The following is a 20,998-nucleotide window of genomic DNA, read 5'->3' on the forward strand; positions in this document are numbered from 1 at the left end:
GCGTGAAGAGAACGTCCGCCGCATATGACAATGAGAGCGAGGAGAACCGTCGTGCTAGAAGAATACCGTAAGCACGTAGCAGAACGTGCCGCCGAGGGAATTGTACCCAAACCTTTAGATGCAACCCAAATGGCCGCGCTCGTCGAGCTGCTGAAGAACCCGCCTAAGGGCGAAGAAGAATTCCTGTTAGATCTGTTGATCAACCGCGTACCGCCTGGCGTAGATGAAGCTGCCTACGTAAAAGCCGGATTCCTTGCTGCTATCGCCAAAGGCGAAGCCACCTCCCCACTGGTTACTCCTGAAAAAGCCATTGAACTGCTCGGCACCATGCAGGGTGGTTACAACATTCATCCGCTGATTGACGCGCTGGATAACGACAAGCTGGCACCGATTGCCGCTAAAGCGCTCTCTTCCACGCTGCTGATGTTCGATAACTTCTACGACGTAGAAGAAAAAGCCAAAGCGGGCAACGTCTATGCGAAGCAGGTGATGCAGTCCTGGGCCGATGCCGAATGGTTCCTGAACCGCCCTGCGCTGGCGGAAAAAATTACCGTGACCGTCTTTAAGGTGACCGGTGAAACCAACACCGATGACCTGTCTCCGGCACCGGACGCGTGGTCTCGTCCTGATATCCCGCTGCACGCCCTGGCGATGCTGAAAAACGCCCGTGAAGGCATTGAGCCAGATCAGCCGGGCGTGGTGGGCCCGATCAAACAGATCGAAGCTCTGCAACAAAAAGGTTTCCCGCTGGCCTACGTCGGTGACGTTGTGGGTACCGGCTCTTCCCGTAAGTCCGCCACCAACTCCGTACTGTGGTTCATGGGCGACGACATTCCGCACGTGCCGAACAAGCGCGGCGGCGGCCTGTGCCTCGGTGGCAAAATTGCGCCAATCTTCTTCAACACCATGGAAGATGCGGGCGCGCTGCCAATTGAAGTGGATGTGAGCAACCTGAACATGGGCGACGTGATTGACGTCTATCCGTATAAAGGCGAAGTGCGCAACCACGAAACCAACGAGCTGCTGGCAAGCTTCGAACTGAAAACCGACGTGCTGATTGACGAAGTGCGTGCCGGTGGCCGTATTCCGCTGATCATCGGGCGCGGCCTGACCACCAAAGCGCGTGAAGCGCTGGGTCTGCCGCACTCCGACGTTTTCCGTCACGCGAAAGACGTGGCAGAAAGCAACCGCGGCTTCTCGCTGGCACAGAAAATGGTGGGTCGCGCGTGCGGCGTAGCCGGTATTCGCCCTGGCGCATACTGCGAGCCGAAGATGACCTCCGTGGGCTCTCAGGACACCACTGGCCCAATGACCCGTGACGAACTGAAAGACCTGGCGTGCCTGGGCTTCTCTTCTGACCTGGTGATGCAGTCCTTCTGCCACACGGCGGCCTATCCTAAGCCGGTTGACGTGACCACGCACCACACGCTGCCAGACTTCATCATGAACCGCGGCGGTGTCTCTCTGCGTCCGGGTGACGGCGTCATCCACTCCTGGCTGAACCGTATGCTGCTGCCGGATACCGTGGGTACCGGCGGTGACTCCCATACCCGTTTCCCAATCGGGATCTCCTTCCCGGCGGGCTCCGGTCTGGTGGCGTTTGCTGCAGCGACCGGCGTAATGCCGCTGGACATGCCTGAATCCGTGCTGGTGCGCTTCAAGGGCAAAATGCAGCCGGGCATCACCCTGCGCGACCTGGTTCACGCGATCCCGCTGTATGCCATCAAACAGGGCCTGCTGACCGTTGAGAAGAAAGGCAAGAAAAACATCTTCTCTGGCCGTATCCTGGAAATTGAAGGTCTGCCGGATCTGAAAGTGGAGCAGGCGTTCGAGCTGACCGACGCCTCCGCCGAGCGTTCTGCGGCAGGCTGTACCATCAAGCTGAACAAAGAGCCGATCGTTGAGTATCTGACCTCCAACATCGTTCTGCTGAAGTGGATGATTGCGGAAGGCTACGGCGATCGTCGTACGCTGGAGCGTCGTATTCAGGGCATGGAGAAATGGCTGGCGGATCCGCAACTGCTGGAAGCTGACGCAGACGCAGAGTACGCGGCGGTGATCGACATCGATCTGGCGGATATCAAAGAGCCAATCCTGTGTGCGCCGAACGATCCGGACGATGCGCGTCTGCTCTCTGACGTGCAGGGCGATAAGATCGACGAAGTGTTCATCGGCTCCTGTATGACCAACATCGGCCACTTCCGCGCCGCCGGTAAGCTGCTGGATACCCATAAAGGCCAGCTGCCGACCCGCCTGTGGGTGGCACCGCCAACCCGTATGGACGCGGCTCAGTTGACCGAAGAGGGTTACTACAGCGTGTTCGGTAAGAGCGGGGCGCGTATCGAAATCCCTGGCTGCTCCCTGTGTATGGGTAACCAGGCGCGCGTAGCCGACGGTGCGACGGTGGTTTCCACCTCTACCCGTAACTTCCCGAACCGTTTAGGTACTGGTGCGAACGTCTACCTGGCCTCTGCGGAGCTGGCGGCGGTTGCGGCGCTGATTGGCAAACTGCCAACGCCGGAAGAGTACCAGACCTTCGTGGCGCAGGTGGATAAGACGGCGGTGGATACCTATCGCTATCTGAACTTCGACCAGCTTTCTCAGTACACCGAGAAGGCTGACGGGGTGATCTTCCAGACGGCAGTATAAACAGCAAAACCGTCTCTACGAGACGGTTTTTAGTGTTTGCACCCTCTCCCGTGGGAGAGGGACGGGGTGAGGGCATCAGGCCGCAGGGTCTTGCTCTCACCTTTTTATTTTCATTCCTCCCACCTCTCCCGCTTTTTTTCTTTCCCTCTGCTGCGATAATTACCCTAATGGCTTTGCTGAGGAAAACGCTATGGATTACGAATTTTTGCGCGACATCACCGGTGTGGTGAAAGTGCGCATGTCGATGGGGCACGAAGCCGTTGGACACTGGTTTAACGAAGAGGTGAAAGAAAATCTCGCCCTTCTTGATGAAGTCGAACAGGCGGCAAATACGGTGAAAGGCAGCGAGCGCTCCTGGCAACGCGCCGGACATGAATACACCCTGTGGATGGACGGCGAAGAGGTGATGGTGCGCGCCAACCAGCTTGAGTTTTCAGGGGATGAGATGGAAGAGGGGATGAGCTACTACGACGAAGAGAGCCTGTCGCTGTGCGGCGTGGAAGACTTCCTGCAGGTAGTGAATGCCTACCGTGAGTTTATGAAACAGAAGTAACTTCCCGAAGCGTCCCTGCTCCGGGCAACACTTACACGGCCGGAATATTGCGGCCGTAGTAGATTTCGCGCATCTCTTTCCAGAGCAGGTCGGTGATGACCTTGCGCTCTTCTTCACTTAAATCTTCCGGCTTCGTGTGGAACATGTAGTGCTTAAGGTCGAACTCCTTAAGCATCATCTTGGTATGGAAGATGTTTTCCTGGTACACGTTCACGTCCATCATGTCATACAGCGATTTCATGTCCTCGGACATAAAGTTCTGAATGGAGTTGATCTCGTGGTCGATGAAGTGCTTCATGCCGTTGATATCACGGGTAAAACCGCGCACGCGATAATCAATCGTGACGATGTCCGATTCCAGCTGGTGGATTAAATAGTTCAGCGCGTTCAGCGGGGAAATCACGCCGCAGGTCGACACTTCAATATCCGCGCGGAAAGTGCACAGCCCGCCTTCCGGGTGGCTTTCCGGGTAGGTGTGAACGCAGATATGGCTTTTGTCGAGGTGGGCGACGACCACTTCTGGCAGCGGACCCGGGTGTTCAGTTTTGTCGATAAGCTGCGGGTCGACCGGCTCTTCGCTGACCAGAATGGTGACGCTGGCACCCTGGGGCTCATAATCCTGTCGTGCGATGTTCAGAATATTGGCGCCGATGATCGAGCAGGTTTCTGACAGGATCTCGGTCAGACGGTTGGCGTTGTAGAGTTCATCGATATAGGCGATGTAACCATCGCGTTCTTCCGCTGTTTTGGCATAGCAGATATCGTAAATACAAAAACTCAGGCTTTTGGTCAGGTTGTTAAAGCCATGTAGTTTAAGCTTTTTCAATTAGCTCACCCCCTTAGTGGATAATGCGTCTTGCAGGTACTGCGGCAGAGCAAACGCTGCGGTATGAATAGCCGGATTGTAGTAGCGGCACGTGAGCCCGGCCTGATGGAAGCGGGCCTGGATAATTTCGGTAGAGAGATGACGCAGCACGTCGTTATCCGTTGCCCATGCAAAGGTCATGATCCCGCCGTAGTACGTCGGAATTGCCGCCTGATAGAAGCTGACGTCACCGAAATAGGTGCTGAGCTTGCGATGGCTGTCGAGGGCTTCGTCCTGCTGCAGGAAGCAGACACCGTTTTGTGCGACGAAGATCCCGCCCGGGTTCAGGCAGCGCTTGCAGCCTTCGTAGAACGAGGAGGTAAACAGCGACGCGCCGGGGCCGATGGGGTCGGTGCAGTCAGAGATAATCACGTCGAAGGTCTGCGTGGTCTGGTTAACAAAGTTAACGCCGTCGTCGATAACCAGATTAAAGCGCGGATCGTCATAGCTGCCGGCATTATGGTTGGGCAGATACTGGCGGCAGAAAGAGACCACGCCCGCATCGATCTCAACCATGGTGATGGTTTCAATGGAACGATGACGTGAAACCTCGCGCAGCATTGCGCCGTCGCCGCCGCCGATAATCAGAACATGCTTCGCGTGTCCGTGGGCCAGCAGCGGAACGTGGGTCATCATCTCATGATAGATAAACTCGTCGCGCTCGGTCGTTTGCACAACGCCATCCAGGGCCATCACGCGGCCAAAGGCGGCGTTTTCGAAGATGATCAGATCCTGGTGATCCGTTTTCTCATGATAGAGCACGTTATCAACGGCAAAGTACTGACCAAACTGGTCATGCAGTGTTTCATGCCACAACGTGTGGTCGGCCATACGCGGACTCCTCCTTTGTTAACATCCGTAACGCTCACAAAAAATGAGCGAAACATGATAGCTAACTATAACCGTGGTTGCACGGGTATAGGTTGAACAGGGGGCGTCGGGAAGGTTATTTCACGTAGGCGAGCAGGCTGAGCGAATCGCGGGCCAGCGCTTTGCATTTTTTAGCCGTGGGAATGCCAATACCGCTCAAGTCACGGTAGCTGTCTTCACCGAGCGCCTTCATGTCAAAGCTGTCATAATTGCTGAGATCCCACTGGTTCTGCTGGGCGAAAAAGACCAGCGCGCGGCGAATTTGCCCGTTGGGTAAATTCTGGTAGCCACAATCATTTTTCAGGAATACAAAAACCGCCGTTAAATCGGCCATATCTTCCGCTTCATTTTCACTGAGCGCATAGCTGTTCGCACACATTGCCATCAGGCTTCCGAACAAAATTGTCCTGAAAAACGTCTTCATTGCTTCTACCACTTCTTCACGGAAAATTAACGTTAGCACACTTGATGCCAGTGCGACGATCTTTATTATTGCCGCTTTACTTGACCTTCCGGTAAGGGGAGGGTTTATGCTCAAAAGATCGCCTGCTGGAAATAAGGAAATGAACATGCAACGTCGTGATTTTTTAAAATATTCCGCTGTGCTGGGGGTTGCCAGCGCATTACCACTCTGGAGCCGCGCGGTTTTTGCGGCTGAAAGGCCTGCCTTACCCATTCCTGACTTACTGACCGCAGACGCCCGTAGCCGTATTCAGCTCGTTGTTCAGGCCGGTAAAACCTCCTTCGGCGGGCACAGCGCCACAACCTGGGGCTACAACGGCAATCTGCTCGGCCCGGCGCTTCAGTTACGCAAAGGGAAAGCGGTGACGGTGGATATCCACAATACGCTTGCCGAGGAGACCACGCTGCACTGGCACGGGCTGGAAGTCCCGGGCGAAGTGGATGGTGGTCCCCAGGGTGTTATCAAGCCAGGGGGTAAACGCAGCGTAACCTTTACCCCTGACCAGCGGGCGGCAACCTGCTGGTTCCACCCGCATCAGCATGGCAAAACGGGCCATCAGGTGGCAATGGGGCTGGCCGGACTGGTGTTGATTGAGGATGACGAAAGCCGTCTCCTGCGCCTGCCAAAACAGTGGGGTATCGACGATGTGCCGGTGATTGTGCAGGACAAAAAATTCAGCGTTGACGGGCAGATTGACTACCAGCTGGACGTGATGAGCGCGGCGGTCGGCTGGTTTGGCGATACGCTGCTGGCCAACGGTGCGATCTATCCGCAGCACGCCGCCCCGAAAGGCTGGCTGCGCCTGCGCTTGCTTAACGGCTGTAACGCCCGCTCGTTGAACTTCGCCACCAGCGATAAGCGCCCGCTTTACGTGGTGGCAAGCGATGGCGGCCTGCTGCCGGAACCGGTAAAAGTGAGCGAGCTGCCGATGCTGATGGGCGAACGCTTCGAAGTGCTGGTGGACATCAGCGACGGCAAGCCGTTTGACCTGGTAACGCTGCCTGTCAGCCAGATGGGGATGGCAGTGGCGCCGTTTGATAAACCGCATCCGGTGCTGCGCATTCAGCCGCTACAGGTCACGGCCTCCGGTATGCTGCCGGACACCTTAGCCACGCTGCCAGCTCTCCCGTCGCTGGATGGGCTCACGCAGCGTAAGCTTCAGCTCTCCATGGACCCGATGCTTGACATGATGGGCATGCAGGCGCTGATGAAAAAGTATGGCAATCAGGCCATGGCGGGAATGCACCACGGCCAGATGATGGGCCACATGAATATGGACCACGGCAAAATGGGCGGTATGGATCACGGCGGTCACGGGTTCGATTTCCACAACGCCAACAAGATCAACGGCAAAGCGTTCGATATGAACACGCCGATGTTTGCCGCCGCGAAGGGGCAGTTTGAGCGCTGGGTGGTTTCAGGGGAAGGGGACATGATGCTGCACCCGTTCCATATCCACGGCACGCAGTTCCGTATTCTGTCTGAGAACGGCAAAGCGCCGGAAGCGCATCGAGCAGGCTGGAAAGATACGGTGAGAGTGGAAGGCGGCGTCAGCGAGGTGCTGGTGAAGTTCGACCATGAAGCGCCTGAAGAGTTTGCCTATATGGCGCACTGTCATCTGCTGGAGCATGAAGATACGGGGATGATGCTCGGTTTTACCGTATAAAAAAAGCCGGGTGGCGGCTTCGCCTTACCCGGCCTGCATTGCTAAAAACGGCAACTTTCGTTGCCGTTTTGCTTTTATTTGCCTTCGTCCGGCAATGCATACGCGACAATATAGTCGCCCATCTTCGTACCAAACGAACCGTGACCACCCGCAGAAATGACAACGTACTGCTTGCCATTCACTTCATAGGTCATCGGCGTTGCCTGTCCACCGGCCGGCAGACGGCCTTGCCACAGTTTTTCACCGTTGGTCATGTTATACGCGCGCAGGTAGTTATCTGCGGTTGCCGCGATGAACAGCACGTTACCGGCTGTGGAGATTGGACCACCCAGCATTGGCATACCCATATTGAACGGCACCGGAACCGGCATCGGGAACGGCATGCTGTCCTGTGGGGTACCAATACGTTTTTTCCAGACGATCTGGTTGGTTTTCAGATCCAGACCGGAGATGTAACCCCAGGCTGGCTGTTTACACGGCAGACCAAACGGAGACAGGAACGGGTTCAGGGTAACGCCAAACGGTACGCCATACTGCGGCTGGATACCGGCTTCGGTCCCGCTGCCTTTCGCGTCTTTCGGCTGCTCCATCGGGTTACCCGGACCGCGTGGGATCAGACGGGAAACGAACGGCAGCGCCATTGGGTTGGCAATCGCCACCTGACGGTTAGGGTCGACGGAAATACCGCCCCACTCAAACATTCCCAGGTTGCCCGGGAAGACCAGCGTACCCTGCTCAGACGGCGGCGTGAAGATGCCTTCATAGCGCAGCTGATGGAACATCACGCGGCACACCAGCTGGTCAAACATGGTGGCACCCCACATGTCTGCACCGCTGAGGTCTTTCTTCGGACGGAAGCTCAGGTCAGAGAACGGCTGGGTTTTGCTGACGTAATCGCCTTTGGCCGCACCCTGCGGAACCGGTTTTTCCGGGGCAGGCACAACCAGCTTACCGTTGCTGCGATCCAGCACGAAGATGTTGCCGGTTTTAGCCGGAGCGTAAATGACCGGCACGGTTTTACCGTTAACGGTAATGTCCGCCAGCGTCGGCTGGGACGGCATATCCATATCCCACAGATCGTGGTGAACGGTCTGATAGCTCCACGCCAGCTTACCGGTGGTTGCGTTCAGCGCCAGGATAGCGCTCGCATAACGTTCCTGCTCCGGCGTGCGGTTACCGCCCCAGATATCCGGCGTTGATACGCCCATCGGCAGGTAGACCAGGTCCAGCTTCGCGTCATACGCGGCTGGTGCCCAGGAGTTCGGCGAGTTGAAGGTAAAGGTGTGCTCGTCAGACGGGATCGCGTTTGGATCTTTCGCGCCCGGGTCGAAAGCCCACAGCAGTTTACCGGTGTTCACGTCGAAACCACGGATAACGCCGGAGGTTTCACGCGTAGAGAAGTTATCCGTTACCGAACCGGCAATCACGATGGTTTTATCGGTGATGATTGGCGGGGAGGTTGGCTCATACAGACCCGGCGTGGTGTCCGGCATGTTGGTCTGCAGGTTCAGAATGCCTTTGTTGGCGAAGGTTTCGCACAGCTTGCCGGTCTCAGCGTTGATGGCAAACAGACGGCCATCGTTCACCGGCAGCATAATGCGGCGAGGACAGTCGGCAATGACTTCCGGGCTGGCATTATCGGCGCGCGCTTCGTGGTAAGAGACGCCGCGACAGGTCACGTGCTGGAAGGACGGGTTGGAGTTCAGCTGTGGATCGAAGTGCCATTTCTCTTTACCGGTGGCCGCGTCGAGCGCGAACAGACGCTGGTGCGCCGTACACAGGTAGAGCATGTTGCCCACTTTAATCGGGGTCACTTCGTTGGTCAGCTCGCCCGGATCGTTCGGCATTTTCAGGTCGCCGGTACGGAATACCCAGGCTTCCTTCAGGTTTTTCACGTTGTCCGCGTTGATCTGCTTCAGCGGGGAGTAACGTTGACCTTCCTGGTTACGGCCATAAGCAGGCCAGTCACCGTCAGCGACCTGCGAGATAGCTGCCGCAGGCGTGGACTCCGCGTTCAGCGTACCGTTGATCTCCTGCGGGTCGTTAAAGCCAGCCCAGGTGAGAATGCCGCCGCTGATTAACAGCGCCACCAGCAGGGCTGCAACGGCACCGCTGGAAGGAACAATCAGGCGGCGCCAGACAAACGGCAGGATCAGCCAGATACCGAAGAAGACCAGGATGTCGCTGCGCGGCGTCAGGGCCCAGAAATCGAAACCGACTTCCCAGACGCCCCAGATCATGGTGGCAAGAAGGAGGGCGGCATACAGCCACAGTGCGGATTGTTTTCTACGCCAGAGCAGGACGGTTACGCCAAGCATAACCAGGCCCGCAATCGGGTAGTACCAGGAGCCGCCGATCGCGACCAGCCAGACGCCACCGATTAACAGGTACAGGCCGCAGAAGGCGGCGAATAGCGCTGTTAGTGTCACCAGTAGACGCGGCTGTTTAGTGTTTGTTTCAGCCATAGAAAGTGTACTCGTCAGTTTTTGTTAATAATTTGCTAGCAACTAATTATAGGTGTTAACAAGTGTGATCGGAATCACAATATTTGCTTTTTATAACTCATACGCCAGGCTTATCCATTTACTGATATAATGGCTGGCTTGCGTATCGATGCCGGAGCAAGATTCATCCGCATTGAAAGATTTTCATCAAAATCATTTGGTTAGTAATATGAAACATACTGTTGAAGTGATGATCCCGGAAGCCGAGATCAAAGCGCGTATCGCCGAACTGGGTCGTCAAATCACCGAGCATTACAAGGACAGCGGCAGCGAAATGGTGCTGGTTGGTCTGCTGCGCGGTTCTTTCATGTTCATGGCAGACCTGTGCCGTGAAGTGCAGGTACCGCACGAGGTCGATTTTATGACCGCTTCCAGCTACGGCAGCGGCATGTCCACAACCCGTGATGTGAAAATCCTGAAAGATCTGGATGAAGATATTCGTGGCAAAGATGTGTTGATCGTTGAGGACATTATCGACTCCGGCAACACCCTTTCAAAGGTGCGCGAGATCCTGAGCCTGCGCGAGCCGAAATCGCTGGCGATTTGTACGCTGCTGGATAAACCGGAGCGTCGTGAAGTGCAGGTGCCGGTAGAGTTTGTCGGTTTCTCCATCCCGGACGAGTTCGTGGTGGGTTACGGCATTGATTACGCGCAGCGTTATCGTCATCTGCCGTATGTTGGGAAAGTGGTATTGCTGGACGAGTAATTGCGGGCTGATGCCCTCACTCCTACCCTCTCCCACGGGGAGAGGGCGAAAACCCCCGGCTTTATTTATGGTTCACATGCTTAAGCTTGAGGTTGGCAATCCCCGAACGGTAACGCTGCTCCAGCGTTTCGCGGTTGGTGGCGGTGACTTCCAGATTGCGCAGCAGGCCATCGTGAATACCGTACGCCCAGCCGTGGATTGATACCTTCTGCCCGCGTTTCCACGCCGACTGCATGATGGTCGAATGCCCAAGGTTATATACCTGCTCCATCACGTTCAGCTCGCACAGCGTGTCCATGCGTCGCTCCTGCGGCATTTCGCCGAGCAGTGAACTATGTTTGAACCAGATATCGCGGATGTGCAGCAGCCAGTTATCAATTAAACCCAGTTCCGGGTTTTCAACCGCCGCCTGCACGCCGCCGCAGCCGTAGTGGCCGCAAATAATGATGTGCTCGACTTCCAGGACGTCAACGGCATACTGAACCACGGAAAGGCAGTTGAGATCGGTATGAATCACCAGGTTGGCGACGTTGCGGTGAACAAACAGTTCGCCGGGCTCAAGGCCGGTCAGGCGCTCGGCAGGTACGCGGCTGTCTGAACAGCCAATCCAGAGAAAGCGCGGGTTCTGGGCTTGTGCGAGTTTTCCAAAAAATCCGGGGTCTTCCTCCACCAGCATTTTTGACCATAGTGCATTGTTGCTAATGAGTGTATCTATGTCGTTCATGGAGGTTAGCGACCTGTAACCGAGTAATTGCGTTGCGCTACTATAGGGTAACCCGACTTTTAATGAAACCACACAACGTGTGTAAGAACTGAAGGTAAGTTAAATTCATGGCAATTGCACTGGAGCTTGAGCAGCTTAAAAAAACCTATCCGGGTGGCGTTCAGGCGCTACGCGGGATAGACCTAAAAGTAGAGGCCGGGGATTTTTACGCGCTTCTGGGGCCGAACGGGGCGGGGAAATCCACCACCATCGGGATCATCAGCTCGCTGGTGAATAAAACGTCCGGACGGGTGAGCGTCTTTGGTTACGACCTGCAAAAAGATGTGGTAAACGCCAAGCGCCAGCTGGGGCTGGTACCGCAGGAGTTCAACTTCAACCCGTTTGAGACGGTGCAGCAGATTGTCGTTAACCAGGCGGGTTATTACGGCGTTGAGCGTAAAGAGGCGCTTGAGCGTAGCGAAAAGTACCTGAAACAGCTCGATCTGTGGGAAAAGCGTAACGAACGTGCGCGGATGTTGTCCGGGGGGATGAAGCGCCGCCTGATGATTGCCCGCGCGCTGATGCACGAGCCGAAGCTGCTGATTCTTGATGAACCCACCGCAGGCGTGGATATCGAACTGCGTCGTTCTATGTGGGGTTTCCTAAAGGATCTTAATGACAAAGGCACCACCATCATTTTGACCACCCACTACCTTGAAGAAGCAGAGATGCTGTGCCGCAACATCGGCATCATTCAGCACGGCGAGCTGGTGGAGAACACCTCGATGAAGGATCTGCTCTCCAAGCTGAAATCCGAAACGTTTATTCTCGATCTGGCGGCAAAAAGCCCGCTACCGAAGCTTGAAGGGTACCAGTATCGCCTGGTTGATACCTCAACGCTGGAAGTGGAAGTGCTGCGCGAGCAGGGGATCAACAGCGTGTTCTCCCAGCTGAGCGCGCAGGGGATTCAGGTTTTAAGTATGCGTAACAAAGCGAACCGACTGGAAGAGCTGTTTGTCTCTCTGGTGCAGGATAAACAAGGAGACAAGGCATGACGCATCTTTATTGGGTCGCGCTGAAAAGTATCTGGGCGAAAGAGATTAACCGCTTTATGCGTATCTGGGTGCAAACCCTGGTACCGCCAGTCATCACTATGACGCTCTATTTCATTATCTTCGGCAACCTGATTGGTTCCCGCATTGGTGAGATGCACGGTTTTACCTATATGCAGTTTATCGTGCCGGGCCTGATTATGATGGCGGTGATCACCAACGCCTACGCAAACGTGGCCTCGTCGTTCTTCAGCGCTAAGTTCCAACGCAATATTGAAGAGTTGCTGGTGGCGCCGGTGCCAACGCACGTCATCATAGCCGGTTACGTGGGCGGCGGCGTGGCGCGCGGGCTGTGCGTGGGCATCCTGGTGACGGCGATTTCGCTGTTCTTCGTGCCGTTCCAGGTACACTCGTGGCTGTTCGTGGCGCTGACTCTGCTGCTGACGGCAATTCTGTTCTCGCTGGCCGGTCTGCTGAACGCGGTGTTCGCTAAAACGTTTGACGACATCAGCCTGATCCCGACCTTTGTGCTGACGCCGCTGACCTATCTCGGCGGGGTGTTCTACTCCCTGACGCTGCTGCCGCCGTTCTGGCAGGCGCTGTCGCATCTGAACCCGATCGTCTACATGATCAGCGGCTTCCGCTTTGGCTTCCTCGGCATTACCGATGTTCCGCTGTTTACCACGGTGGCGGTGCTGGTGGTGTTCATCATCGCCTTCTACCTGCTGTGCTGGTATCTGATCCAGCGCGGGCGCGGTCTGCGTAGTTAACCCTCTGCCCGGCGACGCTCTGGTTGCCGGGCACTTTCTTTGACGGTTATCACCGTAAGCAAACCTTCACTCCGCTAAACTACTTGCCTGCTAAGGAGAGAGTTATGCTGGGATGGGTGATCACCTGCCACGATGAACGAGCGCAGGACATGCTGGACACGCTTGAAGCCAAATTTGGCCCGCTGGCGCAATGCCGGGTGGTTAACTACTGGCGCGGGCTAAGCACTAACATGCTCAGCCGGATGATGTGCGATGCCCTGCATGAAACGGATACCGGTGATGGGGTGATTTTTCTTACCGATAAATCCGGTGCCGCACCTTACCGGGCCGCGGCGTTGCTTAGCCACAAGCATAATAACTGTGAAGTAATCTCCGGTATCAACCTGCCTTTACTCGAAACCCTGTATCCTTTTCGCGCCTCATTAAGCAGTGCTGAATTTCGAAATGCCATTGTGGCGCAGGGCTCGCCGGGCGTGAGCAGCCTGTGGCACCAGCAGCAGAAAAACCCGCCTTTCGTTCTGCTTCACGATCTGTATAAGCATTAAACATTGGTATTGATGTCGCTTTTGCTACAATGGCGACTGATTTCCCGTGTCGATTTATATCCTATGTTCATGCGCGTGTTCTTTCTCCTTTTGCTGCTGGTTTCCGGCGGGGCGTCTGCCAGCCTGATAAGTCAGCAAGGGCTTCCTGCTCAATATATGCAAACCACTGAGGATGCTGCCATCTGGGCTCAGGTAGGTAACTCTGTGGTTAACGTGGGCAATATTCGCGCAGGGCAGATCATCGCGGTCTTTCCCGCCGCGGCGGATTATTACGAATTTCGCTTCGGGTTCGGTACCGGCTTTATTGATAAAGACCACCTTGAGAAAGTGCAGGGCAAGCAGCGCGTTGAGGACAGCCTGGGCGACCTGAACAAGCCGCTCAGTAACCAGAATCTCATCACCTGGAAAGATACGCCCGTCTATAACGCGCCCAATAGCGGAAGCGCGCCCTTTGGCACCCTGAGCGCCAACCTGCGCTATCCCATTCTGAATAAACTCAAAGACCGCCTGAACCAGACCTGGTATCAGATCCGCATCGGCAACCGCCTGGCGTGGATAAGCAGCCTGGACGCGCAGGAAGATAACGGCATTCCGGTTCTGACCTATCACCATATCCTGCGCGATGAGGAGAACACCCGTTTTCGCCATACCTCCACCACCACCAGCGTGCGCGCGTTCAGCAACCAGATGACCTGGCTTCGCGACCAGGGGTACACCACGCTGACGATGTATCAGCTGGAAGGCTACGTGCGCAACAAGATGAATCTGCCCGCGAAGGCGGTGGTGATCACCTTTGACGACGGCCTGAAATCGGTGAGCCGCTACGCGTACCCCGTTCTGAAACAGTACGGCTTCACCGCGACGGCGTTTATCATTTCGTCACGTATCAAAGGCCATCCGCAGAAGTGGGACCCGAAATCGCTGCAGTTTATGAGCGTTCAGGAAATTAAGGGTATACAGGATGTCTTCGATATTCAGTCCCACACGCACTTCCTGCATCGCGTGGACGGGTATAAACACCCGATCTTACTGAGCCGCAGCTATCACGTGATCCTGTTTGATTTTGAGCGTTCTCGTCGCGCGCTGTCACAGTTCAACCCGCGCGTGCTGTACCTTTCTTATCCGTTTGGTGGCTATGACAATAAGGCGATCAAGGCGGCGAACGATGCCGGTTTTCATTTGGCGGTGACGACAGTGAAAGGGAAGGTGAAGCCGGGGGATAATCCGTTCTTACTGAAACGACTCTATATCTTAAGAACGGATTCGCTGGAGACGATGTCGCGGCTGATCAGCAATCAGCCGCAGGGATAAGCTATTCGTAGGTGATCTGCAACGTGCCGATGGCGCTGAACGTGCCTGAAGTGATTTTTTCTGTACCAGACTTAACCAACTGAGCCGTGAGAGACTTGCTAAATGACGGGATGATAGTGTTCCCTTTTGTCGCATAGTTGTTAGTTGAATTAGGCACCGCCAGGCTGTTGTCCGGCCACTTCAGCAACACGCCCACGCCTTTTGCCGCATTCGACGATGCAGTGTTCGCGAGTAAAGAGCCATCAGTCCCGGTTGTCTTGCTGGTGGTCAACTTCATCGTAATTTTGCGTGTGTTGGTGCAATTCCCTGACACGGTAGCAGAGACTTTTTGCGTGTTATCGTTCTCGACATCGGAAACATCATACTCCCCCAGATCTACGGTTTTAGGGGCCGTAAGAGTGCAGGTCGGTTTTTCAACAGGAACATTGAAGGCCATATCGGGTATCGTGATTAACGGACGTGCATGGTCCTGTTCATCTGATGTGTTGGGGTTACCTACGACAATATTGCCAATATTCCCGGCCACTGGACCAATCTGTGTGACGCTTGCGGGCACGCCAGCATATGAGGGTAATTGATAAAATTCCATACGGGCATACCACCATACTGCTTTAACCAGTTCTGAATTATCTCCCTGATTGGCCGTTTCTACATAACTTCCTGTAGTCGAGGGGAAAAAGGCATTAAAAGCGTTGTTTTGCGGGTACATGGCCAGCGTATAGGCGATCCCCGTTACGTTAGTTTTAAAGAGTGCTTTACCGTCCACGCCACCGACGACCAGTGTACTGTCCGTTTTCTGATAGACGCGCTCGCCATCATTACCCCATGTGCAATAGGAGTAGAGGCCTGGAGTCACCTGCAAATCAATAATGCCACTTATCTTTGTTGGGGCGCTGACGCTCTCCAGGGGAACGATCTTGGGCTTTGCACCTTTGACATCCGAAATAGGCTGAACACTGTAACCATTAAATTTGCATTCATACAAATCGGCCGATGCAGAAAAACTTATTGCAAGAATTGACAAAGCAAGGCCTGCACCTTTTATGAAGAAATGACTTTTTCCGGCTCCTGCTATATAACACATTCAAAAATTCCTTATATCGGATGCTTGGTATATTTTAATTGTAAATAACGCTGACCAGCACGCTTGTGGTAACTTTCCCCGCGCTGACAATCCCTGTGTCTTGATAACGGTCATAGAAATTATAATTTGTTAAATACTGGCTTTCGGTTTGGTTAGATACATCAAAAATAACATCTGACGTTCCTGACGCATTGACCACATTGGTATTGTCTTTTTCTGAGAAAATCACAACGCCGACGTTTTCTGCTCCCCCCCCAGAGGCGGGAATTTCATTGGCGAACACCTGTTGAGAGCTTCCGATAACTATCCCACTTTGAGGTTTAAACTCAAAATGCAGGGTTTTTGCCAGTCCAGATTCACTTTCCGCACAGCTTTTCAGGTGTATTTCGAAGCGAGTTCCCCCAGCTGCGTCACCGGGTTGTAGCCGTGGGCTGCCGTCAGAGTTATAAAACCAACCTTTGCCAACGATCGGTAAAATGACTTTGCCATCATTCGGAATACTTACCTGACACGTATTGTTGATGATGTTTGCCGTCATATCCATCTCCAGGCTCGAGGCAAAACCTGCTGCGGGAAACCCCAGACAGCAGGCGAGCCATAACATCGCACTTCTAAAGTTAAAGCGGGAGTGGAACATCCTGTTTAAGCTACCAGTCTTAATAAACATTATTGATAGGTCACGATAAAAGTCACAGGGGCGCTGACCGAACCAGTGGTCACGTCAGAAATGGTTTTATCTTTAGCAATAACGATGCGCGCATCCATTTCAAATTTTCCCGCCCCGTTAGACATGTTGACGATAGAAGTTGGGGCCGTGGCGCAGTTCAGCAGGGAACCTGAGTCGACAGAACCTTTCCAGATTTCAAAACCAACGTTATGCCCGGCTGCATATGAGTTCCCATTTTTGGCATTGCCAGTACAGGACCCGCCAGCACCCGGCGTGGCTTGAACGGAGGCATTTTTGACCCCGGCACAGTTAGTGAACGCGATTTTGAATGCCTCTGTTCGGTTCTGGCTCACCAGATCGGACTTAAATACATCGCCAAACGGCAAAATGCTAATGGGAGCCCCGCTCGCATCCTGAATCTCGGCATTACAGGTTCCGGCTTCAATGGTGGACGTAAAGGTGGCCTGAACGCTCGTCGTACCCGTAATGGCGCTCAAACAAACGGAAGGCAGGATGGCAGTCATCGCAAACACCAGTGATGTCATTTTCTTTTTCATATTAACGCTCCGTATTGCGCCAGTTATTCATAGGTGAAATTAAACGTAGCGATACCGCTAAAGTTGCCGGTCATGCCTTGCCCGCTTGCAGTTTCCACCAGCGTCGCCAGGAGTTGAACTTCACCGGCGCTTATTTCTCCGCTCGACCAGACGAGGCGCTGAGTATCAGTGGATGAATTAATGACAAAAGGGGCATCCGGAGTGGCGGTGCGGGAAATCGCCACGCCAATATTTTCTGCGCTGCCCTCACCGGAGAGTGAATTTTTAATTGCCGTATTCAGTGGGCTGGCACTACCGCTAATGGTCGTGTTCAGCTTTGTCAGACTCGAAGGGCATGAGACCATTTTGAGTTTAAAATTTGTTGTTGCTTTGGCATTTTTGAGGATGATGTAATCCAGGCGCACCTTGCCGTCGGTGCCAATGGGAATAACGTTGCTGGAGCCATCACCGCTGCCACCTTCAATTTTCATATCGCAGGTGGTGTCACGGATATTAGCGGTAAAGGTAATATCGAGATTATCGGCGTATGTTCCAAGCGACAGCGCCATCAGACTCGAACTTAATACCCATAATCCTGTTTTTTTCCCAGGTTTAAAAAGCATGCTCTAACTCCTTTTATAATACTGTGATGCGGCAGGTCTGGCCTGTCAGCAGCGTTGTTGGTCCAATCTTTTTCGCATTGGGCGGAATCTGATAGGAGACAGTACAGGATGTGCCGGACTCACTTCCCCAGACGATTTTTAACAACCCTTTATCTTCAATTCCGCGAATCCAGGCTTGCCCGGCCTGGCCTACGCTACCAACGGATACGCCTTGCTCCGTTTGAACATCGGCACCTAGCGGAATAAACCCACCGTCGTCACGCGTCAGTTCCATTAACACTGAACGCCCTTGATCGGTCTCAAAATTAACCAGCACAACGGCACCGCTACGCGGGACAGTAGTGGAACGGGTATTTTTCACTTCAACGTCAGGGCGCATATCGCTGATATCAAGACCGACGTTGTTTTCACGGTAGGCAGACAGATAGGGCATAAGGGCATAGCCTGAAGAGCCAATTTCACCGTTACCGATGGAAACTCGGGCACCTTCTGCTCCCTCAGCTTTAATCAGCGCAAGCGTATCGCTTTCGCTAATGCTGCCAGGGGCGAGTGTTATGCCACCAGAGTGCAGAATCATCCCGCCGCTATAGCTGGCGGAATATTGTCGGCTATCGTCATCGGACGCGGAGACGGAAAGACTTACCGGTCCATGCGGGCCGTTATAACTCCCGTAACCGCTTAGCTGATTTAACGTATCGTCGTTACGCGTGGTGCTTTCAGTGATGCTGTAACTGAACCGGTTATCTTCGGTGTTGCCGTTGGCGCTGGCGTTAAAACTTCCACCGCCTTTTAGATCGCTGCCGATGCCCGTGGTGAGGGATGAGAACCCGCCTGCACGCTTGCCGTTACCCATCAGCGTGTCGAAAGGAATTGTGAGGCTCAGATAGACACTATCATCTTTTTCCCCGAACTCGTTGTAGGTGCGCTGCACGGAGAGGCTGTAACTTCCCCAGCTTAACGATTGACTGTGGCCAACCGAGTACTGCGCTGATGAGCTGCTTTCATTCCAGTAGTCCTGCCAGGTGGAGTTGACATACAGCGATCCCAAATCAAGGCCGTTAAAGGCCAACGGCTGGCTGATGTTCACCTGGATCTGGTTCTTCATGCGCTGGAAAGTCTGGTACACATCGCTGTTATCGCGGTCAGGGTTAAGCTCCCTGTCACGGTATTTGATCTCGTTGGTCAAGGAAGCTGCATCGCTCAGGCTGAGATAGTCAGATGTCGAAAACCGGTATGCTGCTACGTTGAAAGAGGTATTCGTGGCTTCCATGAGTTTGCTGTAGGAGATACGATAACTCTCACCCTTAAGATGCCGTAAGCCGTCGATCCGGGCATCTGAATGCGTGACATCAAAGGCGAATGCGCCAATGCGGGTGTTCATAGCCAAACCCACCAATGCGGCGTAAAAATCGCTATCGGTGTACTCCAGACCCGCATAACCTGTGAAGGTATTGCTTAATCCATAATAGCCCGTGGCGTAACCTACCTTTGGCTTGTCACGTAGGTTATCATCACGCAGTTCACCCACGCCGACATCCCATCGGGAGTAGCCCGGGCGCAGCATTTGTGCGACCGAGGAATACGCGACCGAGAAGGAACGTTTGCTGCCATCCGCTTCTTCTACAGTGACGATAAGATCGCTGCCATAACCCGTCGTACTGAGATCTGAGATTTCAAAGGGCCCCGGCGGGACGGAGGTTTCGTAAATCGTGTTTCCGCTCTGGGCGATCGTGACTTTGGCGTTGCTGTTTGCCACACCCCGAATCACCGGCGCATAAGTCGATATGCCATTAGGAAGCATACGATCATCGTTATATAAACGCGCCCCGCGCAGACTAATGGAATCGAAAGCATCTCCACGGGTGTAGGAATCTCCCGCGATAAACTGTGCTTTCAGCGGCGTGATATCACGCTGGAGATAAATGTCCTGGCTGGCGTAATGGCTACCGGAATCCCGATCCCAGTTCAGATTACCTCGTGCCCGGAGCCGCCACGGGCCCAGGTTTGCTCCATAGCGCAACCCTGCGTAGGCCGTATCGGTGCTGTAATCAGACGTGTCCGCGTGCCAGCCGTTAAGATCCCAGGAGAGCATCGCCGCCGGGATCCCGTCTTCCCAAAGTGAAGGATCGACAAATCCCGCCGGGCGCTGAATGACGAAAGCCTGGGGAATAGAAAGGTCCAACTCCTGTGTGGAAGGATCGTAAGCCACGCGTGAGCCGGGATAGGCGTCCGACACGGAGATGCACGTATCCTCGGAATCATCCCCGGCTGGTTTAAGTTGCTCGGTTGCTACATTTGTCTGGGTGAGCAGTTTACGCGTGATGCAGGGCGTAGCGCGCGGTGTACCATTCTCCTTAAACACAAGATCCGTGGTAATGGAAGGTTTTCCGTTAATAACCACCTTCACCTTATACGTCCCGGCAAGAACAGGGTTGCCTTTTGAAAAACGGCTGACATCAATTGATGTACCGGTGTTATAAAGAAACTGATCGTTAAACTGCACGTCTTCTTCTTTATTATTTTCAGCAGCAAATGCACAAAACGGCAATACCGCACTTATCGATAAACATAGTAGTGAACGTTTAAACCGCATGATGTACTCTGTCCCAGAGTTAAGCCAATTATAGTTATTCCGAATGCTACGAGGCGGATAAATAATCAATTCTGTATGGATTCATACTTATCAATCCCACCGAAATCATTGATGGCTTGCCAGGTTATTTTGTTATACCCCAAGGTATTAAGATTTTTTACGTTCATAGTCTGACTTGAGAATGGCTCAATATAATGCGTTTCAATATCGTAGTTTTTAGCACCAGCAATAAGCGTAGCCCCCGCCAGTGATACATAATAAGGTGAATCATTCTTCGCACTTAAAACGATATTTTGACCTTGCCGGGTTTCAGTCCATTTAAGATTTTTAGCCGCGTCTGCCGGTTCTCCCTTCAAACCTGTAGGCCGGAAAAAGAGTTTTATGCGGGTACGGAATGCCAGCTGAAGCATGCTTTGCGTATCGCTTTCCTTTGCCTTTGGCGGAACTTCCAGAACGTTAAACCAGAACAGGGATTCTTTATCTTTTGGCAATGACTGACCAAGCCAGGTGATTCTGACCGTTTGCCCTTTTTGCGGTTCTACACGCGAAACAGGAGGCGTGACAATAAAGGGAAGTTTCAGCTCTTGAGGATTAGTGGTATCTCTTCCGTCATCGAGCCAGGTTTGTACCAGTAAAGGTCTGGTGCCACGGTTATCCATAGACACCGTTACGTCTTTTGCTGATTCTGGATAAATGACACGGGTGCCGGAAATCACAATATCTGCACTGGCGTTAAGAGCAAAAACGCTCACCGAGGCCAGCAGCAGGGCTTTTAATCCGCTCTTAATATTCAGTAAGTACATGTCTACTCTCAAATAATACGAAAAAATGTGCCCGG

19 protein-coding genes are annotated in these 20,998 nt (G+C 53.7%); 8 read left to right on the forward strand and 11 right to left on the reverse strand.

What is annotated here, in order from left to right; translation table 11 throughout:
* Positions 1 to 51 precede the first annotated feature (51 nt).
* Both acnB and yacL read left to right on the forward strand, forming a co-directional pair.
* Positions 52 to 2,649 carry a bifunctional aconitate hydratase 2/2-methylisocitrate dehydratase gene (gene acnB / locus IM271_RS08250; protein WP_126326313.1) on the forward strand — a complete coding sequence of 866 codons (2,598 nt, stop codon included), beginning with the start codon at positions 52 to 54 and terminating at the stop codon, positions 2,647 to 2,649.
* A gap of 190 nt (positions 2,650 to 2,839) precedes the next feature.
* Positions 2,840 to 3,202, forward strand: coding sequence for a protein YacL (gene yacL, locus IM271_RS08255; protein ID WP_041911228.1), 363 nt, complete (start codon positions 2,840 to 2,842; stop codon positions 3,200 to 3,202).
* A 31-nt stretch (positions 3,203 to 3,233) separates the two neighbouring features.
* On the opposite strand, the gene speD is transcribed toward yacL, so the two are convergent.
* The 3 genes from speD to IM271_RS08270 form a co-directional block, all read right to left on the reverse strand.
* On the reverse strand, positions 3,234 to 4,028 hold the full coding sequence (speD, locus tag IM271_RS08260; RefSeq protein WP_028015535.1) for an adenosylmethionine decarboxylase: 795 nt from the start codon (positions 4,026 to 4,028) through the stop codon (positions 3,234 to 3,236).
* Positions 4,029 to 4,898, reverse strand: a complete 870-nt coding sequence (gene speE, locus IM271_RS08265) for a polyamine aminopropyltransferase (protein WP_028015536.1) — start codon at positions 4,896 to 4,898, stop codon at positions 4,029 to 4,031.
* Positions 4,899 to 5,013: 115 nt separating this feature from the next.
* Positions 5,014 to 5,361 (reverse strand): YacC family pilotin-like protein, encoded by a 348-nt coding sequence (locus IM271_RS08270; RefSeq protein WP_014882582.1) that lies wholly within the window; start codon positions 5,359 to 5,361, stop codon positions 5,014 to 5,016.
* Between the two features lie 145 nt (positions 5,362 to 5,506).
* Here IM271_RS08270 and cueO point away from each other — a divergent pair, with 145 nt between their 5' ends.
* On the forward strand, positions 5,507 to 7,066 hold the full coding sequence (cueO, locus tag IM271_RS08275; RefSeq protein WP_049000522.1) for a multicopper oxidase CueO: 1,560 nt from the start codon (positions 5,507 to 5,509) through the stop codon (positions 7,064 to 7,066).
* A 74-nt stretch (positions 7,067 to 7,140) separates the two neighbouring features.
* On the opposite strand, the gene IM271_RS08280 is transcribed toward cueO, so the two are convergent.
* Positions 7,141 to 9,531: a glucose/quinate/shikimate family membrane-bound PQQ-dependent dehydrogenase gene (locus IM271_RS08280; protein ID WP_049000524.1), complete on the reverse strand. Its 2,391-nt coding sequence runs from the start codon at positions 9,529 to 9,531 to the stop codon at positions 7,141 to 7,143.
* Positions 9,532 to 9,739: 208 nt separating this feature from the next.
* Here IM271_RS08280 and hpt point away from each other — a divergent pair, with 208 nt between their 5' ends.
* Positions 9,740 to 10,276, forward strand: a complete 537-nt coding sequence (gene hpt, locus IM271_RS08285; protein ID WP_032644976.1) for a hypoxanthine phosphoribosyltransferase — start codon at positions 9,740 to 9,742, stop codon at positions 10,274 to 10,276.
* Between the two features lie 61 nt (positions 10,277 to 10,337).
* On the opposite strand, the gene can is transcribed toward hpt, so the two are convergent.
* Positions 10,338 to 11,000, reverse strand: coding sequence for a carbonate dehydratase (can, locus tag IM271_RS08290; RefSeq protein ID WP_014882586.1), 663 nt, complete (start codon positions 10,998 to 11,000; stop codon positions 10,338 to 10,340).
* 107 nt (positions 11,001 to 11,107) lie between these two features.
* Here can and IM271_RS08295 point away from each other — a divergent pair, with 107 nt between their 5' ends.
* From IM271_RS08295 to IM271_RS08310, 4 genes are all read left to right on the forward strand, one after another.
* Positions 11,108 to 12,034, forward strand: a complete 927-nt coding sequence (locus IM271_RS08295) for an ABC transporter ATP-binding protein (RefSeq protein ID WP_028015540.1) — start codon at positions 11,108 to 11,110, stop codon at positions 12,032 to 12,034.
* Positions 12,031 to 12,801: an ABC transporter permease gene (locus tag IM271_RS08300; RefSeq protein ID WP_023334536.1), complete on the forward strand. Its 771-nt coding sequence runs from the start codon at positions 12,031 to 12,033 to the stop codon at positions 12,799 to 12,801. Before IM271_RS08295 ends, IM271_RS08300 begins: the two co-directional genes overlap by 4 nt.
* Positions 12,802 to 12,905: 104 nt before the next feature.
* The gene (locus tag IM271_RS08305) at positions 12,906 to 13,346 is read left to right on the forward strand and encodes a PTS sugar transporter subunit IIA (RefSeq protein WP_049000526.1); all 441 of its coding nucleotides are present in this window, start codon (positions 12,906 to 12,908) and stop codon (positions 13,344 to 13,346) included.
* 63 nt (positions 13,347 to 13,409) lie between these two features.
* Positions 13,410 to 14,657 carry a polysaccharide deacetylase family protein gene (locus IM271_RS08310; RefSeq protein WP_193052431.1) on the forward strand — a complete coding sequence of 416 codons (1,248 nt, stop codon included), beginning with the start codon at positions 13,410 to 13,412 and terminating at the stop codon, positions 14,655 to 14,657.
* 1 nt (position 14,658) lies between these two features.
* Here IM271_RS08310 and IM271_RS08315 read toward each other — a convergent pair whose 3' ends face one another.
* The 6 genes from IM271_RS08315 to IM271_RS08340 all read right to left on the reverse strand — a co-directional run bounded on the left by IM271_RS08315 (position 14,659) and on the right by IM271_RS08340 (position 20,963).
* Positions 14,659 to 15,741, reverse strand: a complete 1,083-nt coding sequence (locus tag IM271_RS08315; protein ID WP_193052432.1) for a fimbrial protein StkG — start codon at positions 15,739 to 15,741, stop codon at positions 14,659 to 14,661.
* A 34-nt stretch (positions 15,742 to 15,775) separates the two neighbouring features.
* Complete coding sequence (locus IM271_RS08320; RefSeq protein WP_370532089.1) at positions 15,776 to 16,408, reverse strand: fimbrial-like protein; 633 nt, start codon at positions 16,406 to 16,408, stop codon at positions 15,776 to 15,778.
* On the reverse strand, positions 16,408 to 16,965 hold the full coding sequence (locus tag IM271_RS08325) for a fimbrial protein (protein WP_193052434.1): 558 nt from the start codon (positions 16,963 to 16,965) through the stop codon (positions 16,408 to 16,410). The genes IM271_RS08320 and IM271_RS08325 overlap by 1 nt, the downstream gene beginning before the upstream one ends.
* A gap of 23 nt (positions 16,966 to 16,988) precedes the next feature.
* The gene (locus IM271_RS08330; RefSeq protein WP_047367345.1) at positions 16,989 to 17,567 is read right to left on the reverse strand and encodes a fimbrial protein; all 579 of its coding nucleotides are present in this window, start codon (positions 17,565 to 17,567) and stop codon (positions 16,989 to 16,991) included.
* Between the two features lie 13 nt (positions 17,568 to 17,580).
* Positions 17,581 to 20,160: an outer membrane usher protein gene (locus IM271_RS08335; protein ID WP_193052435.1), complete on the reverse strand. Its 2,580-nt coding sequence runs from the start codon at positions 20,158 to 20,160 to the stop codon at positions 17,581 to 17,583.
* A 65-nt stretch (positions 20,161 to 20,225) separates the two neighbouring features.
* Positions 20,226 to 20,963: a fimbrial chaperone gene (locus tag IM271_RS08340; RefSeq protein ID WP_193052436.1), complete on the reverse strand. Its 738-nt coding sequence runs from the start codon at positions 20,961 to 20,963 to the stop codon at positions 20,226 to 20,228.
* Positions 20,964 to 20,998 lie beyond the last annotated feature (35 nt).

The organism is Enterobacter cloacae complex sp. I3, assembly GCF_014896175.1.
Taxonomy (GTDB): Bacteria; Pseudomonadota; Gammaproteobacteria; order Enterobacterales; family Enterobacteriaceae; genus Enterobacter; species Enterobacter bugandensis.

Bases quoted from the DNA above. Each gene is read 5' to 3' on its own strand.
- IM271_RS08330 (WP_047367345.1), bottom strand. From the start codon at position 17,567: ATGCTTTTTAAACCTGGGAAAAAAACAGGATTATGGGTATTAAGTTCG.
- yacL (WP_041911228.1), top strand. From the start codon at position 2,840: ATGGATTACGAATTTTTGCGCGACATCACCGGTGTGGTGAAAGTGCGC.
- IM271_RS08315 (WP_193052432.1), bottom strand. From the start codon at position 15,741: ATGTGTTATATAGCAGGAGCCGGAAAAAGTCATTTCTTCATAAAAGGT.
- cueO (WP_049000522.1), top strand. From the start codon at position 5,507: ATGCAACGTCGTGATTTTTTAAAATATTCCGCTGTGCTGGGGGTTGCC.
- IM271_RS08320 (WP_370532089.1), bottom strand. From the start codon at position 16,408: ATGTTTATTAAGACTGGTAGCTTAAACAGGATGTTCCACTCCCGCTTT.
- IM271_RS08305 (WP_049000526.1), top strand. From the start codon at position 12,906: ATGCTGGGATGGGTGATCACCTGCCACGATGAACGAGCGCAGGACATG.
- IM271_RS08310 (WP_193052431.1), top strand. From the start codon at position 13,410: ATGTTCATGCGCGTGTTCTTTCTCCTTTTGCTGCTGGTTTCCGGCGGG.
- IM271_RS08335 (WP_193052435.1), bottom strand. From the start codon at position 20,160: ATGCGGTTTAAACGTTCACTACTATGTTTATCGATAAGTGCGGTATTG.
- can (WP_014882586.1), bottom strand. From the start codon at position 11,000: ATGAACGACATAGATACACTCATTAGCAACAATGCACTATGGTCAAAA.
- IM271_RS08325 (WP_193052434.1), bottom strand. From the start codon at position 16,965: ATGAAAAAGAAAATGACATCACTGGTGTTTGCGATGACTGCCATCCTG.
- IM271_RS08295 (WP_028015540.1), top strand. From the start codon at position 11,108: ATGGCAATTGCACTGGAGCTTGAGCAGCTTAAAAAAACCTATCCGGGT.
- IM271_RS08280 (WP_049000524.1), bottom strand. From the start codon at position 9,531: ATGGCTGAAACAAACACTAAACAGCCGCGTCTACTGGTGACACTAACA.
- IM271_RS08340 (WP_193052436.1), bottom strand. From the start codon at position 20,963: ATGTACTTACTGAATATTAAGAGCGGATTAAAAGCCCTGCTGCTGGCC.
- IM271_RS08300 (WP_023334536.1), top strand. From the start codon at position 12,031: ATGACGCATCTTTATTGGGTCGCGCTGAAAAGTATCTGGGCGAAAGAG.
- IM271_RS08270 (WP_014882582.1), bottom strand. From the start codon at position 5,361: ATGAAGACGTTTTTCAGGACAATTTTGTTCGGAAGCCTGATGGCAATG.
- speE (WP_028015536.1), bottom strand. From the start codon at position 4,898: ATGGCCGACCACACGTTGTGGCATGAAACACTGCATGACCAGTTTGGT.
- hpt (WP_032644976.1), top strand. From the start codon at position 9,740: ATGAAACATACTGTTGAAGTGATGATCCCGGAAGCCGAGATCAAAGCG.